Annotated in this window: 16 protein-coding genes; 12 read left to right on the forward strand and 4 right to left on the reverse strand. The window is 72.8% G+C overall.

What is annotated here, in order from left to right:
• Positions 1-4: 4 nt before the first annotated feature.
• Positions 5-985, reverse strand: coding sequence for an NAD(P)H-dependent glycerol-3-phosphate dehydrogenase (locus D9R14_RS14940; RefSeq protein WP_121624136.1), 981 nt, complete (start codon positions 983-985; stop codon positions 5-7).
• Between the two features lie 2 nt (positions 986-987).
• On the reverse strand, positions 988-2,055 hold the full coding sequence (gene tsaD, locus D9R14_RS14945) for a tRNA (adenosine(37)-N6)-threonylcarbamoyltransferase complex transferase subunit TsaD (RefSeq protein WP_121624137.1): 1,068 nt from the start codon (positions 2,053-2,055) through the stop codon (positions 988-990).
• Positions 2,056-2,140: 85 nt separating this feature from the next.
• On the opposite strand from tsaD, the gene hemC reads away from it, so the two are divergent.
• From hemC to D9R14_RS15005, 12 genes are all read left to right on the forward strand, one after another.
• The gene (gene hemC / locus D9R14_RS14950; protein WP_121624138.1) at positions 2,141-3,106 is read left to right on the forward strand and encodes a hydroxymethylbilane synthase; all 966 of its coding nucleotides are present in this window, start codon (positions 2,141-2,143) and stop codon (positions 3,104-3,106) included.
• A 9-nt stretch (positions 3,107-3,115) separates the two neighbouring features.
• Positions 3,116-3,811, forward strand: a complete 696-nt coding sequence (locus D9R14_RS14955) for a uroporphyrinogen-III synthase (protein ID WP_121624139.1) — start codon at positions 3,116-3,118, stop codon at positions 3,809-3,811.
• Between the two features lie 77 nt (positions 3,812-3,888).
• The gene (locus tag D9R14_RS23285) at positions 3,889-5,370 is read left to right on the forward strand and encodes a hypothetical protein (RefSeq protein WP_184759661.1); all 1,482 of its coding nucleotides are present in this window, start codon (positions 3,889-3,891) and stop codon (positions 5,368-5,370) included.
• Positions 5,367-7,322, forward strand: coding sequence for a heme biosynthesis protein HemY (locus D9R14_RS14965; protein ID WP_121624140.1), 1,956 nt, complete (start codon positions 5,367-5,369; stop codon positions 7,320-7,322). Before D9R14_RS23285 ends, D9R14_RS14965 begins: the two co-directional genes overlap by 4 nt.
• A 147-nt stretch (positions 7,323-7,469) precedes the next feature.
• Complete coding sequence (locus tag D9R14_RS14970) at positions 7,470-8,396, forward strand: cation diffusion facilitator family transporter (RefSeq protein ID WP_121624141.1); 927 nt, start codon at positions 7,470-7,472, stop codon at positions 8,394-8,396.
• 56 nt (positions 8,397-8,452) lie between these two features.
• Positions 8,453-8,638 (forward strand): hypothetical protein, encoded by a 186-nt coding sequence (locus tag D9R14_RS14975; RefSeq protein WP_121624142.1) that lies wholly within the window; start codon positions 8,453-8,455, stop codon positions 8,636-8,638.
• Positions 8,639-8,712: 74 nt separating this feature from the next.
• On the forward strand, positions 8,713-10,002 hold the full coding sequence (gene murA, locus D9R14_RS14980; protein ID WP_121624143.1) for a UDP-N-acetylglucosamine 1-carboxyvinyltransferase: 1,290 nt from the start codon (positions 8,713-8,715) through the stop codon (positions 10,000-10,002).
• Between the two features lie 169 nt (positions 10,003-10,171).
• Complete coding sequence (locus D9R14_RS14985; protein WP_121624144.1) at positions 10,172-11,818, forward strand: putative bifunctional diguanylate cyclase/phosphodiesterase; 1,647 nt, start codon at positions 10,172-10,174, stop codon at positions 11,816-11,818.
• Positions 11,819-11,922: 104 nt separating this feature from the next.
• Positions 11,923-12,363 (forward strand): DUF2948 family protein, encoded by a 441-nt coding sequence (locus D9R14_RS14990; protein WP_121624145.1) that lies wholly within the window; start codon positions 11,923-11,925, stop codon positions 12,361-12,363.
• Positions 12,364-12,433: 70 nt separating this feature from the next.
• The gene (hisD, locus tag D9R14_RS14995) at positions 12,434-13,744 is read left to right on the forward strand and encodes a histidinol dehydrogenase (RefSeq protein WP_121624146.1); all 1,311 of its coding nucleotides are present in this window, start codon (positions 12,434-12,436) and stop codon (positions 13,742-13,744) included.
• Positions 13,741-14,232 carry a UPF0262 family protein gene (locus tag D9R14_RS15000; RefSeq protein WP_121624147.1) on the forward strand — a complete coding sequence of 164 codons (492 nt, stop codon included), beginning with the start codon at positions 13,741-13,743 and terminating at the stop codon, positions 14,230-14,232. Before hisD ends, D9R14_RS15000 begins: the two co-directional genes overlap by 4 nt.
• A gap of 4 nt (positions 14,233-14,236) precedes the next feature.
• Positions 14,237-14,698, forward strand: a complete 462-nt coding sequence (locus tag D9R14_RS15005; RefSeq protein WP_121624148.1) for an arsenate-mycothiol transferase ArsC — start codon at positions 14,237-14,239, stop codon at positions 14,696-14,698.
• Here the strand turns inward: D9R14_RS15005 and D9R14_RS15010 are convergent.
• Positions 14,685-15,638, reverse strand: coding sequence for an NAD(P)H-dependent flavin oxidoreductase (locus tag D9R14_RS15010; RefSeq protein WP_121624149.1), 954 nt, complete (start codon positions 15,636-15,638; stop codon positions 14,685-14,687). The two genes, D9R14_RS15005 and D9R14_RS15010, sit on opposite strands and share 14 nt — an antisense overlap.
• Positions 15,639-15,763: 125 nt before the next feature.
• Positions 15,764-16,399 (reverse strand): MarC family protein, encoded by a 636-nt coding sequence (locus tag D9R14_RS15015; protein WP_121624150.1) that lies wholly within the window; start codon positions 16,397-16,399, stop codon positions 15,764-15,766.
• Positions 16,400-16,403: the final 4 nt, after the last annotated feature.

Here is a 16,403-nt window from a genome sequence, read left to right on the forward strand (position 1 = left end):
GGCGTTACGCCTCCGCCTTCTGCGGCCGCGCCATCAGCGCGTCGATGGCGCCGTCGACGGTCAGCCGGCCGGACAGCACCGCGTCCACCGCCGCGCTCACGGGCATGTCGATGCCGGCGGTGCCCGCCATCTCCACCAGCACCTTGGCGGTGAAGGCGCCCTCGGCGAGCTTGCCCTGCGGTGCCGCGCCCGCGCCCAGCGCCTGGCCGAGCGCGAAGTTGCGCGACTGCGGGCCGGAGGCGGTGAGGATCAGGTCGCCGAGCCCCGACAGGCCGGTGAGCGTCGCCGGCTTCGCCCCGAAGGCGCGGCCGAAGCGCACCAGCTCGGCGAAGCCGCGGGCGATCAGCGCCGCCTTGGCGCTCGCCCCGAGCCGGCGCCCCTCGACGATGCCGGCGGCGATGGCGAGCACGTTCTTCGCCGCGCCGCCGATCTCGACGCCGCGCACGTCGGTGGAGTAATAGAGCCGCAGCGCCGGGCCGCCGAGCGCGTCGCACAGCCGCTGTGCGAGGCCCGCCTCATAAGCGGCGAGGGTGACGGCGGTGGGCAGGCCCGCCGCCACGTCGCTGGCGAAGCTCGGCCCGGAGAGCACGGCGGGGGCGGCGGCAGGCGCCTCGGCCGCCAGCACCTCGCTCATGAAATGCCGCGTGCCGCGCTCGATGCCCTTGGCGCAGCAGACGAGCGGCGTGCCCGGCGCGACCAGCGGCGCCAGCGCGCGCGCCACCTCGCGGCAGGCCTGCGCCGGCACCACCAGCAGCACCGCGTCCGCCGCCGCGGCCTCGGCGAGGCGCGCCGTCACCGCCACCCGGTCGTCGAAGCGGATGCCGGGCAAAGCGCGCTCGTTCTCGCGGCGCGCCGCCATGTCGATGACCTGCGCTTCGTCGCGCGCCCACAGCACGGCGCGGCGGCCGGCGCGGGCGGCGGCATTGGCGAGCGCGGTGCCCCAGGCGCCGGCGCCGACCACGCCGATGGTCTCGATCCCCGCCATGCTCAGGCCCGCGCCATGGGGCCGGCGGCCACGGGATCGAGCGGCCAGCGGGCGCGCGGGCTCACGTCGAGCGGGTCGATCAGCTGGCGCGCGAGGCGCTCGGCGCCGGCCCAGGCGATCATGGCGCCGTTGTCGGTGCACAGAGCCGGGGCGGGAATGGCGAGGCGGGTGTTCAGCTCGGCGGCGATCTGCTTGAGCCGGGCGCGGATCGCGCCGTTGGCGGCGACGCCGCCCGCCACCACCAGCGCCGAGGGGCCGCGCCCCATCTTCTCGCGGAACACGCGGGCGCCGGCCCGCACCCGGTCGGCGATCACCTCCACCACCGCGGCCTGGAACGAGGCGCACAGGTCCGCCACGTCGTCGTCGGTGAGCGGAGCGAGGCGGTCCGCCTCCAGCCGCACCGCGGTCTTGAGGCCGGAGAGCGAGAAGTCCGGCTCGCGCCTTCCCATGAGCGGGCGCGGGAACATGAAGCGCTCGGCGTCGCCGCGCGCCGCCTCCTCTTCCACGTGCGGCCCGCCGGGATAGGGCAGGCTCAGCATCTTCGCCACCTTGTCGAACGCCTCGCCGATGGCGTCGTCGAGCGTGGTGCCGATGCGGGTGTAGCGCCCCACCTCCTCCACCGCGACAAGCTGGGTGTGCCCGCCGGACACCAGCAGCAGGAGGAACGGGAACTGCACGCCGTCGGTGAGGCGTGCGGTGAGCGCATGCGCCTCCAGGTGGTTGACCGCGATCAGCGGCTTGCGCGCCGCCAGCGCCAGCGCCTTGGCGGTGGTGAGCCCGACGATGACGCCGCCAATGAGGCCCGGCCCCGCCGCCGCCGCGATGCCCGACAGGTCGCGATAGGCGATGCCGGCCTGCTTCATGGCCTCGGCGATCACGTGGTCGAGCACCTCCACATGGGCGCGCGCCGCGATTTCCGGCACCACGCCGCCGAACGGGGCATGGACCTCCACCTGCGAGCGGATGACGTTGGAGCGGATCTCGCCCGACCCGGTCAGGGAGCGGCTGACCACCGCCGCCGAGGTCTCGTCGCATGTGGTCTCGATGCCGAGCACCAGGAGTTCGCCCACCGTGCCGCCCTTTCCCGCGCAATGTTCCGGCTGCGCCGCAACGCCGCTCTATCCATTTTGATTCCAATGCGCATTCTACGCATCCATGAGCGAGAACACGAACCGCCGGACCGGCGGCCCTGAGACCGGCGCGCCCGCGCGCCTCACCATCGGCACGCGCGGCAGCCCCTTGGCGCTGTGGCAGGCGAACGCGGTGCGCGACGCGCTGGCCGCCGCGCTCAAGCGCGAGAAGGACGCCATCGTTATCAAGGTGATCCGCACCTCGGGCGACGCGATCCAGGACCGCGCGCTGTCACAGGCCGGCGGCAAGGGCCTGTTCACCAAGGAGATCGAGGACCAGCTCCTCTCCGCCGACGTGGACCTCGCGGTGCATTCCGCCAAGGACGTGGCGACCGCGCTGCCCGACGGGCTGCACCTCGCCGGCTACCTGCCGCGCGCCGACGTGCGCGACGCGCTGATCCTGAAGCGCGGGGCGGGGCTCGACGACCTTCCGCGCGGCGCGCGGGTGGGCACCGCCTCGCTGCGGCGCGAGGCGCAGCTGCGGCGCCTGCGGCCGGACCTTCACGTGGAGCTGCTGCGCGGCAACGTCCATACCCGCCTCAAGCGGGTGCGCGAGGGCGACCTCGACGCCACGCTGCTGGCGCTCGCCGGCCTCACCCGGCTCGGCCTCGCGCACGAGGCGGACGCGGTGCTCTCCACCGACGCCTTCCTGCCGGCGGTGGGGCAGGGGGCGGTGGCGATCGAATGCCGCGTCGACGATCCCGCCACCAATGCCGCCATCGCCGCCATCGCCTGCGTCCCCACCGGCATCGCGGTGACCGCCGAGCGCGCGTTCCTGGCGGCGCTCGACGGCTCGTGCCGCACGCCCATCGGCGGGCTGGCGACGGTTTCGCAGGGGCGCGTGAGCCTCGCCGGCCTCGTGCTCGCGCCGGACGGCTCGGATGCCGCCGAGGGGGTGGAGGCGGGCGAGGTGGCCGCGGCGGCGGCGGTCGGCCATGCGCTCGGCACGCGGCTGCGCGCGAGCGCGCCGGCCCGCGTCTTGGGGCTCTAGGGGGCGGGGATGCTGGTGCTCGTCACCCGTCCCGAGTCGGCGGCGCACCAGACGGCGGCGCGGCTCGAAGCCATGGGTCACGCTGCGCTGGTCGATCCCATGCTGCGCATCGTCCCCACCGGCGCGGCGCTGCCGCAGGGGCGCTTCGACGCGGTGGCCTTCACCTCGGTCAACGGGGTGAAGGCGCTGGCGGCGCATCGGGATTTCGCGCGGCTTTCGGCGCTGCCGGCGTTCGCGGTCGGCCCGCGCACGGCGCGGGAAGCGCTTGAGGCGGGCTTCGCCGCGGTGACGGACTGCGACGGCGATGCGGCCGCTTTGGCCGGGCGCCTTGCCGCCGACCTGCCGGCCGGCGCGCGGGTGCTGCACCCGGCGGGGGAGGAACGGGCGGCCGACCTCGGCGCGCTGCTCGAAGGTCCCGGGGTTTGCGTCACGCTGGCGGTGGTCTATGCCGCCTTGCCCGCGAACGGCCTGTCCGCGGCGGCCCGCGCCGCGCTCGGCGGTGGAACCATCGGCGCCGCGCTGCATTTTTCTCCCCGTACGGTAAAGACTTTGCTTGCCTGCGCGAACGCTGCGAAGCTCGACGGGGCCTTGCGCGGAATGCGGCATCTGTGCCTGTCGGCGCAGGTGGCGGCGGTGCTCGGCGCCTGCCCCAGCGTCGAGATCGCGGACGCCCCGAACGAGGACGCGCTGCTCGCCCTGCTCTGAGGCGTGGCGGTTGCGGCGCGGCGCCCGGCGGTCTATCCGATTGGGGAAGCGGATCGCGAGGAGGCCAATGGCGGACGATGATGGCGAGCGATGATCCGAACCCTGCGGGCGCTTCTCCCCGATCGCGTCCCACGCCGCCGACCCTCGATCTGACGGCGGAGGAGATCAAGGCCGCGCCGCAGGGCGGCACAAGCGGGGCCGGTTCGACCGCCGATCATCCGGTCGCGGATCATCCTGTCGCGGAGAAGGACGCGTCCGCCAGCGTCCCGACGGATGACGGTCCGCCTTCCGATACCGCTCTCGACGCTTCGGCCGATCCCGCGCCCGAGGCCGCCCCTTCCGATGCCGATGCCGCCGATGCCCGTCCCGCCGATGGCGCGCCCGAGCCCGAGGCCGTCGCCGAGACCCCGGCCGCGCCCGCGCCCGAGGCGCCGCGCCGCTCGTCCGGCGCGCTGGCGCTGGTGGCCGCGCTCATCGCCGGCCTGGTGGGCGGCGGCGTCGCCGGGGGCGCGGTGACGCGCCTGCTGGCGCCGCGGCCGGTGCCCGCGCCGGTCGCCGAGGTGCCCGCCGCCTTCGCCGCCGATCTCAAGTCCCTCACCGGCCGCCTCGCGGCGCTGGAGGCGCGCCCCGCCGGGACGGCGTCCGACGTCTCCGGGCGGCTCGATGCCGCCGAGGCGAGCCTTGCCGCGATCCGCTCCGGCCTCGCCGCCCTGGAGGATGCCGCCAAGGCGGCGCCCGCGTCGGCGTCGTCGCCGTCCGCGGCTGCCGATCTCCAGCCCGCCATCGACGCCCTGAAGGGCCAGGTATCGGCCGCCCGCACGGCGCTCGACGGCGCGCGCGGCGAGATCGCCCAATTGCGCCAGGGCCAGGACGCCCTCGACAAGGCGCAGGCCGCCTTAGCCCGCGGCCAGGACGCGCTGAAGACCGCCATCGACGCCGCCGCGCGCCAGTCCGGCGCGCTGGCGCCGCGCCTCGATGCCTTCGACGCCCAGTTGAAGGAGACCTCGGCCTCCTCGGTGAAGCTGGCGCGGGCCGCCACCGCTCTGGTGGTGCTGGCGGAACTGAACAAGGCCGCCGCCTCCGGCCGGCCGTTCGCCGCGGAGCTGGACGCCGCCCGCGCGGTGCTCGGCCCGGTGGCGCAGCCGCTCGATGCGGTCGCGGCCGACGCCAAGATGGGCCTTCCCACCAATGCCGCGCTCGCCCGCGCGCTGGCGGAGCAAGGCGAGGCGGCCTTCGCCGCGCGCACCGCCACAGCGCCGGCCACCCAGGAGGACGGACTGTTCGCCCGCCTCGCCGCCAGCGCCGGCACCCTCGTGAAGGTGCACCGCGAGGGCGACGCCGCGCCCGGCGACGCCCGCGCGCCGCTCGATGAGGCGGTGGCGCAGACCCGCGCCGGCGCCCTCGGCGCCGCGCTCGCCGCGCTCAAGCGCCTGCCGCCCGAGGTGCAGGCCAAGCTCGCCGACGCCACCGCGAAGATCGCCGCGCGCAAGGCGGCGGCCGACGCCGTCGCCGTGCTGACCCAGCAATCGCTCGCCGCCATTTCGGGGAAGACGCCGTGATCCGCCTCGTCATCCTTTTGGTCGTCCTCGCCGCGCTCGCCTTCGGCATCGGCTGGCTCGCCGACCGGCCGGGCGAGATCCACCTCGCCTGGGAGGGCTGGCGCGTGGAGACCACCGTGCCGGTGGCGCTCGCCGCGCTCGCCGTCCTCACCGCCGCGCTCATGGGGCTGTGGCGCGTGCTCTCGCTGCTGCTGCGCTCGCCGCAGATGATGGCGCGCCATTCCCGCCGCCGCCGCCGCGACAAGGGCTGGGACGCGGTGACGCGCGGCCTGCTCGCCATCGGCACCGGCGACGTCGCCGCCGCGCGGCAGGCGCGCACCGACGCGGCCCGGCTGCTGCCCAACGAGCCGCTGACCCGGCTGCTGACGGCGCAGACCGCCCAGTTCGACGGCCACCGCGAGGCGGCGGTGGCCGAGTTCCATGCCATGGCGGAGCGCTCCGAGACCCGGCTGCTCGGCCTGCGCGGCCTGCACATGGAGGCGCGGCGCGCCGGTGACCAGCGCGCCGCCGCGGTGATCGCCGAGGAGGCTGCCGCGGCCGCGCCCGCGCTCGCCTGGGCCGTGGATGCGGTGATCGAGGCGCGCTGCGCTGCCGGCGACTTCCCCGGCGCCCGCGCGGTGCTGGAGCGCCAGATGGCGCAGAAGGGCATCGACAAGACGCAGTATCGCCGCCGCCGTGCCGTGCTGCTTGCCGCCGAGGCGGTGGCGCTGGAGCACACCGACCCGCTGGTGGCGCGCGAGCGTGCCACCGAGGCGGTGCGCCTCGCCCCGACCCTCGTGCCCGCCGCCGCCTGCGCCGGCCGCCTGCTCGGCGCCGCAGGCGAGCTGAAGAAGGCGGCGAAGATCGTCGAGACCGCGTTCGCCGCCAATCCCCATCCCGAACTGGCCGAGGTGGAGGCGCACCTGCGCCCCGGCGATGCGGCGCTGGACCGGCTGAAGCGCATCCGCGTGCTGGCGAACAAGGCGCCGAGCGCCCGCGAGAGCGCCATCGCGCTGGCGCGCGCCGCCATCGACGCCCAGGAATTCAAGCACGCCCGCCTGGTGCTGGAGCCGCTGCTCGCCGATCCCAGCCAGCGCGTGTGCCTGCTGATGGCGGAGCTGGAGGCGGCCGAGCATGCCGACATCGGCAAGGCGCGCGAATGGACCGCCCGCGCGGTGCGCGCCAATCGCGATCCGGCCTGGATCGCCGACGGCGTGGTCTCCGACCACTGGGCGCCGGTCTCCCCCATTTCCGGCAAGCTCGACGCCTTCGTCTGGGCCGTGCCGCCCGGCGTCTCGGCGACGCCGATCCTGGAGCACGAGGCCGAGCGCGTGAAAGCGGCCATCGCCGCAGTGCGCGCCAGCGAGGAGGCCAAGGCCGCCGCTTTGGCGGCGGATGCCGAGGCGCAGGCGCGAGCGCAGGCTGAGGCTCAGGCCCAGGCCCAGGCTGAGGCTCAGGCCGCGCAGGCGGCCGAGGCATCGGTCGTCGCCGCCGCGCCGCCCCCGTCGGATACGCCACCAGCGCCCTCCGCCGCTGCCGCGCCGTCGGCTCCGCTGGTCGCGCCGGCGCCGGCCAAGGCGCCTGATCGGGTGGTTCCGGCCGCGCTGTCCGCCCCCAGGCCCGATGCCGTCGCGGCCCCGGTCCCCCCGGTGGGCGGGGAGGCCGCGGGGAACGACGCGAAGGGCGAGCCCGAGCCCGCCGCCGGATTCGCGGCCAAACCGGCGGAACAGGCGCCGGAGACGGCCGCTCCCCCAGCCCGCGGGGACGACATGGACCGCGTGGTGCGCCTGCCGCCGCCGGGCGCTTCGCTCGGCACCGCGTTCGGCGGTCCCGGCGGCGCGGGCCGCGCGCCGGGTGCGCGCACCCCCCGCGCCGAGACCATCGTCGCCATGCCGCCGCTGCCGGACGACCCCGGTCCCGAGCCGGACGGCCCGGAGCCCGACGGCCACCGCCCGCGCTTCCTCGGGCTGTGAGCGGCGCGTCGGCCTTGCGGGGTGCGTCCTCGTCCTCCCCCGTCCGGGGCGGCATCCCCCAATTAGTCAGGTTCAATCCCCGAGCGGGCACCTCTAGCTTGGCTGACGAGGGGCCCGCCGCTGCGGCCGGCGCCGCGGGGCAGAGCCATGACGTCCCTGGAGGAGAAGGAGCGGATCACGCGCCAGGGCTTCTTCGCCAGCTTCGCTCTGCTGGTGCCCATGGCCTATGCGGTGCTCGCGTCCAACTCTTCCGCCGTGCTCGCCGACGGCCTGAATCTCGCCATGGACACCGGCGCCATGTACCTGTCCTGGCACGTGATCCGCCGGCTGAAGCAGGGGCGCACGGAGACCTACAATTACGGCTTCGACAAATACGAGAACCTGCTGGCGCTCTGCTTCGCGCTTGCGAACCTCGTGTTCGTGGTCTTCGTGCTGGCCAAGGTGATTGACGGCCTCAGCCGCCCGGAGCCGCTGGAAGGGACCGCTGCGGCCATCATCCTGAACATCGTCGCGATCGGGATGTTCTCCGCGCTGTGGCTGCGGGTGCGCCGGCTCGGCCCTGCCGGGCAGTCGCCGGTGATGGATGCCCAGCGACGCTATTACCAGATGAGCATCGCCGACAGCCTGGCCCTGGTGATCCCCCTGTCGGTCGCCGCCTGGTTCAAGGACGCGGCGTGGGCGCTCTACATCGATCCGGTCACCGCCATCGGCCTGTGCATCTTCTTCCTCTACCAGATCTGGGCCATGGCGTCGGGATCGGTCTTCGACCTGGTGGACCGGGCCCTGGAGGAGCAGCTCCAGCTGGCCCTGATGCGCGTGCTCGCCGCCCGCTTCGACGATTACGAGGCGTTCCATGGCGTGCGCACCCGGCGCGCGGGCGGGGTGCATTTCGTCGAGGTGCTGCTCGGCTACGATCCGGCGCTGAGCATGGGCGTGGTGCAGCAGCGCATCAACGTCATGAAGGCGGACCTGGAGGCGGCGATTCCGAACGCGGTCGTGCTCGTCTGCCCGACCGAAGAGGCCGCCGGCACGCCCGCCGCCGGTCGCGCGCCGCTTGCGCCGGCAGGGGTCTGAGCGCATCGCGCCGCTCGGCCTTGCGCGGCTTCCGCAGGGCGGCGTACCTTCGCACCATGACCGCCCCCGACGAGAAGGCGGAGCGGCTCGCCGCCGCTCTGCGCGCCAATCTCGCCCGCCGCAAGAGCCAGGCCCGCGCCCGCAAGGCCGCGGCGCCGGCGCCCGCGCCCCCGGCGGACGAAGACGCTGCGCCTGCGCCGGTAGCGGGGGGCGTAATTGTTTCGAAGGGCGAGCCGGGCTAAAGCTAGCCGTTCGCGCGTAACGGGACCACCCCGCGCGTCTGCGCGCGCAGCGGGTGCCGGAGGACAGGAGCAGCATGGATAAGATTCGCATCGTCGGCGGACAGGCGCTCACCGGCATCATCCCCATCTCCGGTGCCAAGAACGCAGCCCTGCCGCTGATGATCGCCGGCCTGCTGTCGGAAGAGACGCTGGTGCTGGAGAACGTGCCTCGCCTCGCGGACGTGGCGCTGCTGCAGCGCATCCTGGGCAATCACGGCGTCGACATCACCACCCACGGCAAGCGCAACGGGGACGATCCCCATGCCGGCCAGACGCTGGAGATCGACGCCCGCGTCATCGTCGACACCACCGCCCCCTACGACCTCGTCTCGCGCATGCGGGCCTCGTTCTGGGTGATCGCGCCGCTGATCGCCCGCATGGGCGTCGCCAAGGTGTCGCTGCCCGGCGGCTGCGCCATCGGCACGCGCCCCGTGGACTTCCACCTGGACGCCTTGCGCGCGCTCGGCGCCGAGATCGAGATCGACGCCGGCTACGTGCTCGCCAAGGCCCCGAAGGGCCTCAGGGGCGGGCGCATCGTGTTCCCCAAGGTCTCGGTGGGCGCCACCCACACCGCCCTCATGGCGGCGAGCCTCGCCGACGGCGAGACCATCATCGAGAACGCCGCGCGCGAGCCCGAGATCGTCGACGTGGCCGACTGCCTCGTGAAGATGGGCGCGCGAATCTCCGGCGCCGGCTCGTCCACCATCCACATCCTCGGCGTGCCGCGCCTGAAGGGCGCGCGCCACGCGGTGCTGCCCGACCGCATCGAGACCGGCACCTATGCCATGGCCACCGCCATGGTGGGCGGCGACGTGATGCTCTCCGGCGCCCGCGCCGATCTGCTCGACAACGCCCTCGACATCCTGCGCCAGGCCGGCGTCGAGATCGACGCCACCAACGAGGGCATCCGGGTGCGCCGCAATGGCGCCGGCATCCTGCCGGTGGAGGTGTCCACCGCCCCCTATCCGGGCTTCCCGACCGACCTCCAGGCCCAGCTGATGGCGCTGATGACCCGGGCGCGCGGGCGCTCGCGCATCACCGAGACCATCTTCGAGAACCGCTTCATGCATGTGCAGGAGCTGGCGCGCTTCGGCGCCCGGATCCATCTCGACGGCGATACCGCCACCATCGAGGGCCGCGAGCGCCTCACCGGTGCGCCGGTCATGGCCACCGACCTGCGCGCCTCGGTATCGCTGGTGATCGCCGGCCTCGCCGCCGAGGGCGAGACCATGGTGCAGCGGGTCTATCATCTGGACCGCGGTTTCGAGCGGCTGGAGGAGAAACTCTCGCGCTGCGGCGCGGTGATCGAGCGCATCAGCGCCTGAAGCGTTCCGCCGCCCGCGGCTAACGATCCAGCGGATGCAACCCAGTGGACGAAGGTATGCGCGATAGCGGCCTTCCGTTCTCTGGGGGTTCCGTAGTACCATCCTGCGTCCAAGCGAGTGTGCGCATTTGGCATCGGAGAATGGGGCTCCCGTCCGGCGCGCGAGGGATATGAACCCGCCGCCACATGCACCGCTCGCGGGAGAAGCGGCGGCGGAGCCGCGCATCCGGCGCGATATCGCCTACGCGCTAATCATCATCGCCACCCTGGCGAGCATGGCCGTCCTGATCGCCATCGATGCGTTCGAGTTGTTCCGCGACTTCACCCGGGCGCACGAGATCTATCAGCTGGACGAGATCCTTTGGATCGGGATGGTGGGCAGCTTCGCCCTCGCCGCCGTGCTGATCCTGCGCAGCCGCGACCTCAGCCGCGAGGCGGCGCGACGCCGGCAGGCGGAAGCCGCGGTGGAAGACCTCTCCCGCTACGATGCGCTGACCGGCGTGGCCAACCGGCAGATGTTCCGCGAGGAACTGAAGCGCCATCTCGACTTCGCCCGCATGCACGACACCCGGCTGGCGCTGCTGGTGGTGGACATCGACCGCTTCATCTCGGTGAACGACCTGCTCGGCCATGCGGGCGGAGACCGCATCCTGCGCGCCTTCTCCGACCGGGTGCGCTCGGTCCTGCGGCTGCAGGACGTGCTGGCGCGGCTCGGATCGGACGAGTTCGCGATCCTGTTTCCGCTCACGGACGGCGCCGGCATCGAGGACATCTTCCGGATCGCCGAACGTATCGTCACGGTGGCGCGCCAGCCGTTTCCGGACGAGAGCGGCCGGGCCACCGGCATCACGGTCAGCATCGGCATCGCCATGTTTCCGCGCGATGCCACCGACGACAACGACCTGCTGCTCCATGCCGAGGCGGCCATGCTGCAGGCCAAGGCCGCGGGGCGCAACCGGTACATCCTGTTCGACGGCGCGCTCGATGCGCGCCGCCGCCAGCGGCTGGAACTGGAGGCGGAAATCCGCACCGCCCTCGTCAATGACGAGATCGTCGCCCACTACCAGCCGCTGGTGAGCCTCTCCAGCCTCAATCCGGTGGGCTTCGAGGCGCTGGCGCGCTGGCAGCACCCCAAGCGCGGCCTTCTGGGACCGGCGGAGTTCGTGCCCATCATCGAGGATATCGGCCTCAACGACGCGCTACTGCGGCAGATGGTGAGCCGCGTGTGCCGCGACACCAGGGACTGGCCCGAGCACCTCACCATCGCGATCAACTCCTCGCCGCCGCAGCTGGTGGAGGAGGGGTTCGCCCAGTCGATCCTCGATCTGCTCGACGAATACGGCTTTCCGCCGCGGCGGCTGGAGGTGGAGATCACCGAGACCGCGCTGCTGATCGACTTCGACGCCGCGCGCCGCTCGGTGGCGGCGCTCAAGGCCAAGGGCGTGCGGGTCTCGCTCGACGACTTCGGCACCGGCTATTCCAGCCTGACGCACCTGCACCAGCTTCCGTTCGACAAACTGAAGATCGACGCCAGCTTCACCCGCGGCATCGGCGAGGATTCGCAGATCCGCAAGATCATCGCCTCCATGATCGGCCTCGGCCACGCGCTGCGCCTCGTCACGGTGGCCGAGGGGGTGGAGACGCGCGAGCAGGCGGAATGGCTGCGCTCGCGCGGCTGCGAGCTGGCCCAGGGCTACGCCTTCGCCCGGCCCTTGCCGCCGGAGGAGGCGGAGCGGCTGATCGCCGGCGGACCCGTTCCTGTCGCCGTCGCCCGCCCGCCGGCCGGCCCGAACGGCGCCGCGGCAACGCTGTCCTGAGGCGGCACTCCTGAGGCGATACCTGCGCAAAGTGCGCGCCGCGCCTTGAACCTTCGGCCCATCGTCGCTATCTGCGCCTCAACACAAAGCAGGCGGCCGCGCCCATGAACTCCTTGAAACTGCTCGCCCTCGACGAGGAAGACCTCGCCATCCTCTCGGCCCATCTCCAGGACGCGCTGGTCAAGCGCGCCGACATGGGCTTCCTGCCGCGCGTGCAGCGCTTCGCACTGCTGCTCAACCGGTTCGACTGGGACCACAAGGCGGCCACCGGCGACACCGTGCGCCGCCGCGCGGGCTTGCATTTCGAGCGCGTGCGGCAGGTGAAGTGCCGCGGCCTGGACGAGGCCCAGCGCGAGGGGGTGCTGAACCTGCTCGCCGTCACCTTCGAGATCACCGACACGCCCTCGGGCTTCGTGCTGCTCACCTTCTCCGGCGGCGCCGAGGTGCGCCTCGAAGTGGAATGCATCGAGGCGAGCCTGAAGGATCTCGGCCCGGCCTGGGGCTGCGCCCACGTGCCCAAGCACGCCGCCGGCAGCGCCGCCTGAGCGCAGGCGCGCCGCCCCGCCCGCAGGGGTAGGGCTTCCCACCGGCGCCGTCCTGCTCTAGCAAGGCGCCATGCCGATCCGTCTCGACACCGCCAGCGCCGATTTCGCCCAGCGATTCGCCGAATTCCTCGCTTCCAAGCGCGAGGTCTCGGTGGACGTGAACGACAAGGCCGCCGCCATCATCGCGGACGTGCGGGCGCGGGGCGATGCGGCGCTCACCGACTATTCCCGCACCTTCGACCGGGTGGACCTCGCCGCGCTCGGCCTGCGCGTGCCTGACGCAGAGCTGGACGCGGCGCTCGCTTCGATCGACGCGGAGACCCGCGCGGCGCTGGAACTGGCCAAGGCGCGCATCGAGAGCCACCACGCGCGCCAGCGCCCGGCGGACGACAGCTACACCGACGCGCTCGGCGTCACCCTCGGCCACCGCTGGACCAGCGTCGACGCGGTGGGGCTCTACGTGCCCGGCGGCACGGCGGCCTATCCCTCCTCGGTGCTGATGAACGCGGTGCCTGCGAAGGTCGCCGGCGTGCCGCGCATCGTCATGGTGGTGCCGGCCCCGGACGGCGTCATCGCGCCGCTGGTGCTGGCGGCGGCGAAGCTCGCCGGCGTCCACGAGGTCTACCGGGTGGGCGGCGCCCAGGCGGTGGCGGCGCTCGCTTATGGGACCGAGACCATCGCCCCGGTGGACAAGATCGTCGGCCCCGGCAACGCCTTCGTGGCGGCGGCCAAGCGCCAGGTGTTCGGCAAGGTGGGCATCGACATGATCGCCGGCCCCTCCGAGGTGCTGATTCTCGCCGACGGCACGGCGAGCGCCGACTTCGTCGCCGCCGACCTGCTCGCCCAGGCCGAGCACGACACCGCCGCCCAGTCCATCCTCGTCACCGATTCCGACGAACTCGCCGCCCACGTGACGGCGGCGGTGGAGGACATGCTCGCCCGCCTGCCGCGCGAGGAGATCGCCCGCGCCTCCTGGCGCGACCACGGCGCCATCATCAAGGTGGAGAGCCTCGACGCCGCGATCGCGCTGGTGGATCGCGTCGCCCCCGAGCACCTGGAAATCCACGCCGCGGACGCCGACGCGCTGGCCGCCAAGGTGCGCCATGCCGGGGCGATCTTCATCGGCGCCTTCACCCCCGAGGCGATCGGCGACTATGTGGGCGGCTCCAACCACGTGCTGCCCACTGCCCGCTCGGCGCGCTTCTCCTCCGGCCTCTCGGTGCTGGACTTCATGAAGCGCACGTCCATCCTGAAGTGCGCGCCGGACGCGCTTGCGGTGCTCGGTCCGGCGGCCATGCGGCTTGCCGCCGCCGAGCGGCTCGATGCGCATGGCCGCTCGGTGGCGATCCGCACCAATTTGCCGCCGGAGGGGGGACAATGACGGACAAGGCCCAGAAGCCGTCCACCCGGCTCATCGCCGTCACGCTGGACGAGGCCTCCATCGGCCATTCCACGCCCGACATCGAGCACGAGCGCGCCACGGCCATCTGGGACCTCGTGGAGGACAATGCCTTCTTCCCCTGCGGCGATCCCGGCACCGGCCCCTACGCGCTCCACATCTCGCTGATGGACAACCGCCTGGTGTTCGACATCAAGCGCGAGGCCGGCGAGCAGGTGGTGCAGCACCATCTCTCCCTCACGCCCTTCCGCAAGGTGGTGAAGGACTATTTCCTGGTCTGCGAGAGCTACTACGCCGCCATACGCACCGCCTCGCCGAGCCAAATCGAGGCCATCGACATGGGCCGGCGCGGGCTCCACAACGAGGGCTCCGAGCTGCTGCGCGAGCGCCTGAAGGACAAGGTCGAGGTCGATTTCGACACGGCCCGGCGCCTGTTCACCCTCGTCTGCGCGCTGCACTGGAAGGGGTAGCCGCATGGAGCCTCCGGCGGCGACCCGGCGCTCAGCGCGGCCGCAATCGGTCCTGTTCCTGTGCAGCCAGAACGTCGTCCGCTCGGTGATGGCGGCGGCGCTCGCCCGGCATCTGTTCGGCAAGTCGCTCTATGTGGGCTCGGCCGGCGTGAATGCGGGCGAGCACGATCCCTTCGTCGACACGGTGATGGAAGAGATCGGCCTCGACGTGAGGAAGCACCGCGCCAAGACCTTGGACGACCTTGAGGAATACGAGGGCCTCGGCTTCGACCTCGCGGTCTCGCTGGCGCCCGACGCACACCACAAGGCGCTGGAGCTGACGCGCACCAACGCCCTCGACGTCGAATACTGGCCCACCTCCGACCCGACGCTGGAGGCGGGCAACCGCGAGCAGCGGCTGGAGGCCTACCGGCGCGTGCGCGACGAACTGGAGCAGCGCATCCGCGCCCGCTTCAAGGGCGGCTGAGGCGCGCCGCGAGCAGGGACGCCGCCTCGCCGAGCGCGGCGTCGTATTCGCGGGCAAGGCGGGCGCACAATTCGCCCGCAGGGGGAACGTCGCCGACCCCGCCGACGCCCTGGCCGGCCGACCAGAAGTCGCGCCATGCCTTGTGCTCGTTCGCCATGTCCAGCTCGCCGTGCTTCTTCAGGTTGGCCGGGTCGAGCCCGCCGGCGACCAGGGACGGCTTCAGGAAGTTGGCGTTCACGCCCGAGATGGCATCGGTATAGACGACGTCGTCGGCGGCCGAGGCCAGCAGCATCTGCTTGTAGCCCTCAGGCGCCAGGCTCTCGCGGGTGGCGATGAAGCGGGTGCCGAAATAGCCGAGGTCCGCGCCCATCATCTGCGCCGCCGCGATCTGGGCGCCGCCCGTGAGGCAGCCCGCGAGCACGATCGTCTTGTCGTAGAAGCGGCGAATCTCCGAGACCAGGGCGAACGGCGAGAGCGTGCCCGCATGCCCGCCCGCGCCGGCGCACACGGCGATGATGCCGTCCACCCCCGCCTCCGCCGCCTTTCGGGCATGGCGGGCATTGACGACGTCGTGGAACACGAGGCCGCCATAGGCGTGCACCGCGTCCACCACATCGCGCACCGCGCCGAGCGAGGTGATGACCAGCGGCACCTGCTTCGCCACCGTCACCTTGAGGTCCGCCTCCAGGCGCACGTTGGACTTGTGGACGATGAGGTTGACGCCGAACGGCGCCGCTCCGGGGCTGGCGGCGAGCCGGGCGGCGATGTCGTCGAGCCAGCCGGCATAGCCCTCCGTGGTGCGGGCGTTGAGCGCCGGGAAGGTGCCGAGCACGCCGCCGCGGCAGGTCTCGACCACAAGGTCGGGACCTGACACCAGGAACATGGGCGCGGCGATGGCGGGCAGCGGCAGGCGCTCGGCGAGCAGGGCGGGCAAAGGCAAGGGCTGGTCCTCCTCGGGCCGCGCCGGCCGCGGTCGCGGCCGGTGCGGGGTCCAGTGTGGGGGCGGCGGGTGCGCCCTCACCTATAGGATAGGTGTTTTCCCCAACCGGGAAAGCGCCCGCCGTGTCAGATGGGCGGCAGGCCCAGCCAGATCTGCAGCGCGTTGAGGACGAGGTTCACCGACAGCGCCGCCAGAAGGATGCCCATCACCCGCCGCAGCAGGTTCGCGCCGCTCTTGCCGATCAGGCGCACGATGTAGTCGCCGAGCCAGAAGACGATCAGCAGCACGAGCATCATCGTCACCAGCGCCGCCAGCGTCACCATCTGCGCCTCCAGCGAGCCGCGGTTGTTGTCGGCGAACAGGACGACGGAGAGGATCGCCCCCGGCCCCGCCACCACGGGAATGGCAAGCGGATAGACCGCGACGCTCGCCGCCGAGCGGTCCTCGCTCACCTCCACCGGGCCGTGCGAGCTGGCATCGGAGAAGATCATCGAGAACGAGAAGAACAGCAGGATCAGCCCGCCGGCGATCTGGAAGGCGATGATGGAGATGCCCATGGCTTCCAGCAGCATGCGGCCGATGACGGCGAACACCACCAGGATCAGCCCGGCGAAGGCGAGCCCGATGGCCGCCGCCTTGCGCCGCTCGGCCTTGTCGAGATGGCCGGTCACGCCCAGGAACATGGACAGGTGGCTGACCGGCTCCAGCACCACCCACAGGGTGATGATCTGGGTGGCGAAGAGATTGAGGTCCTCGATCATCTCG

Origin of the sequence: Xanthobacter tagetidis (assembly GCF_003667445.1) — a bacterium.
GTDB lineage: Bacteria > Pseudomonadota > Alphaproteobacteria > Rhizobiales > Xanthobacteraceae > Xanthobacter > Xanthobacter tagetidis.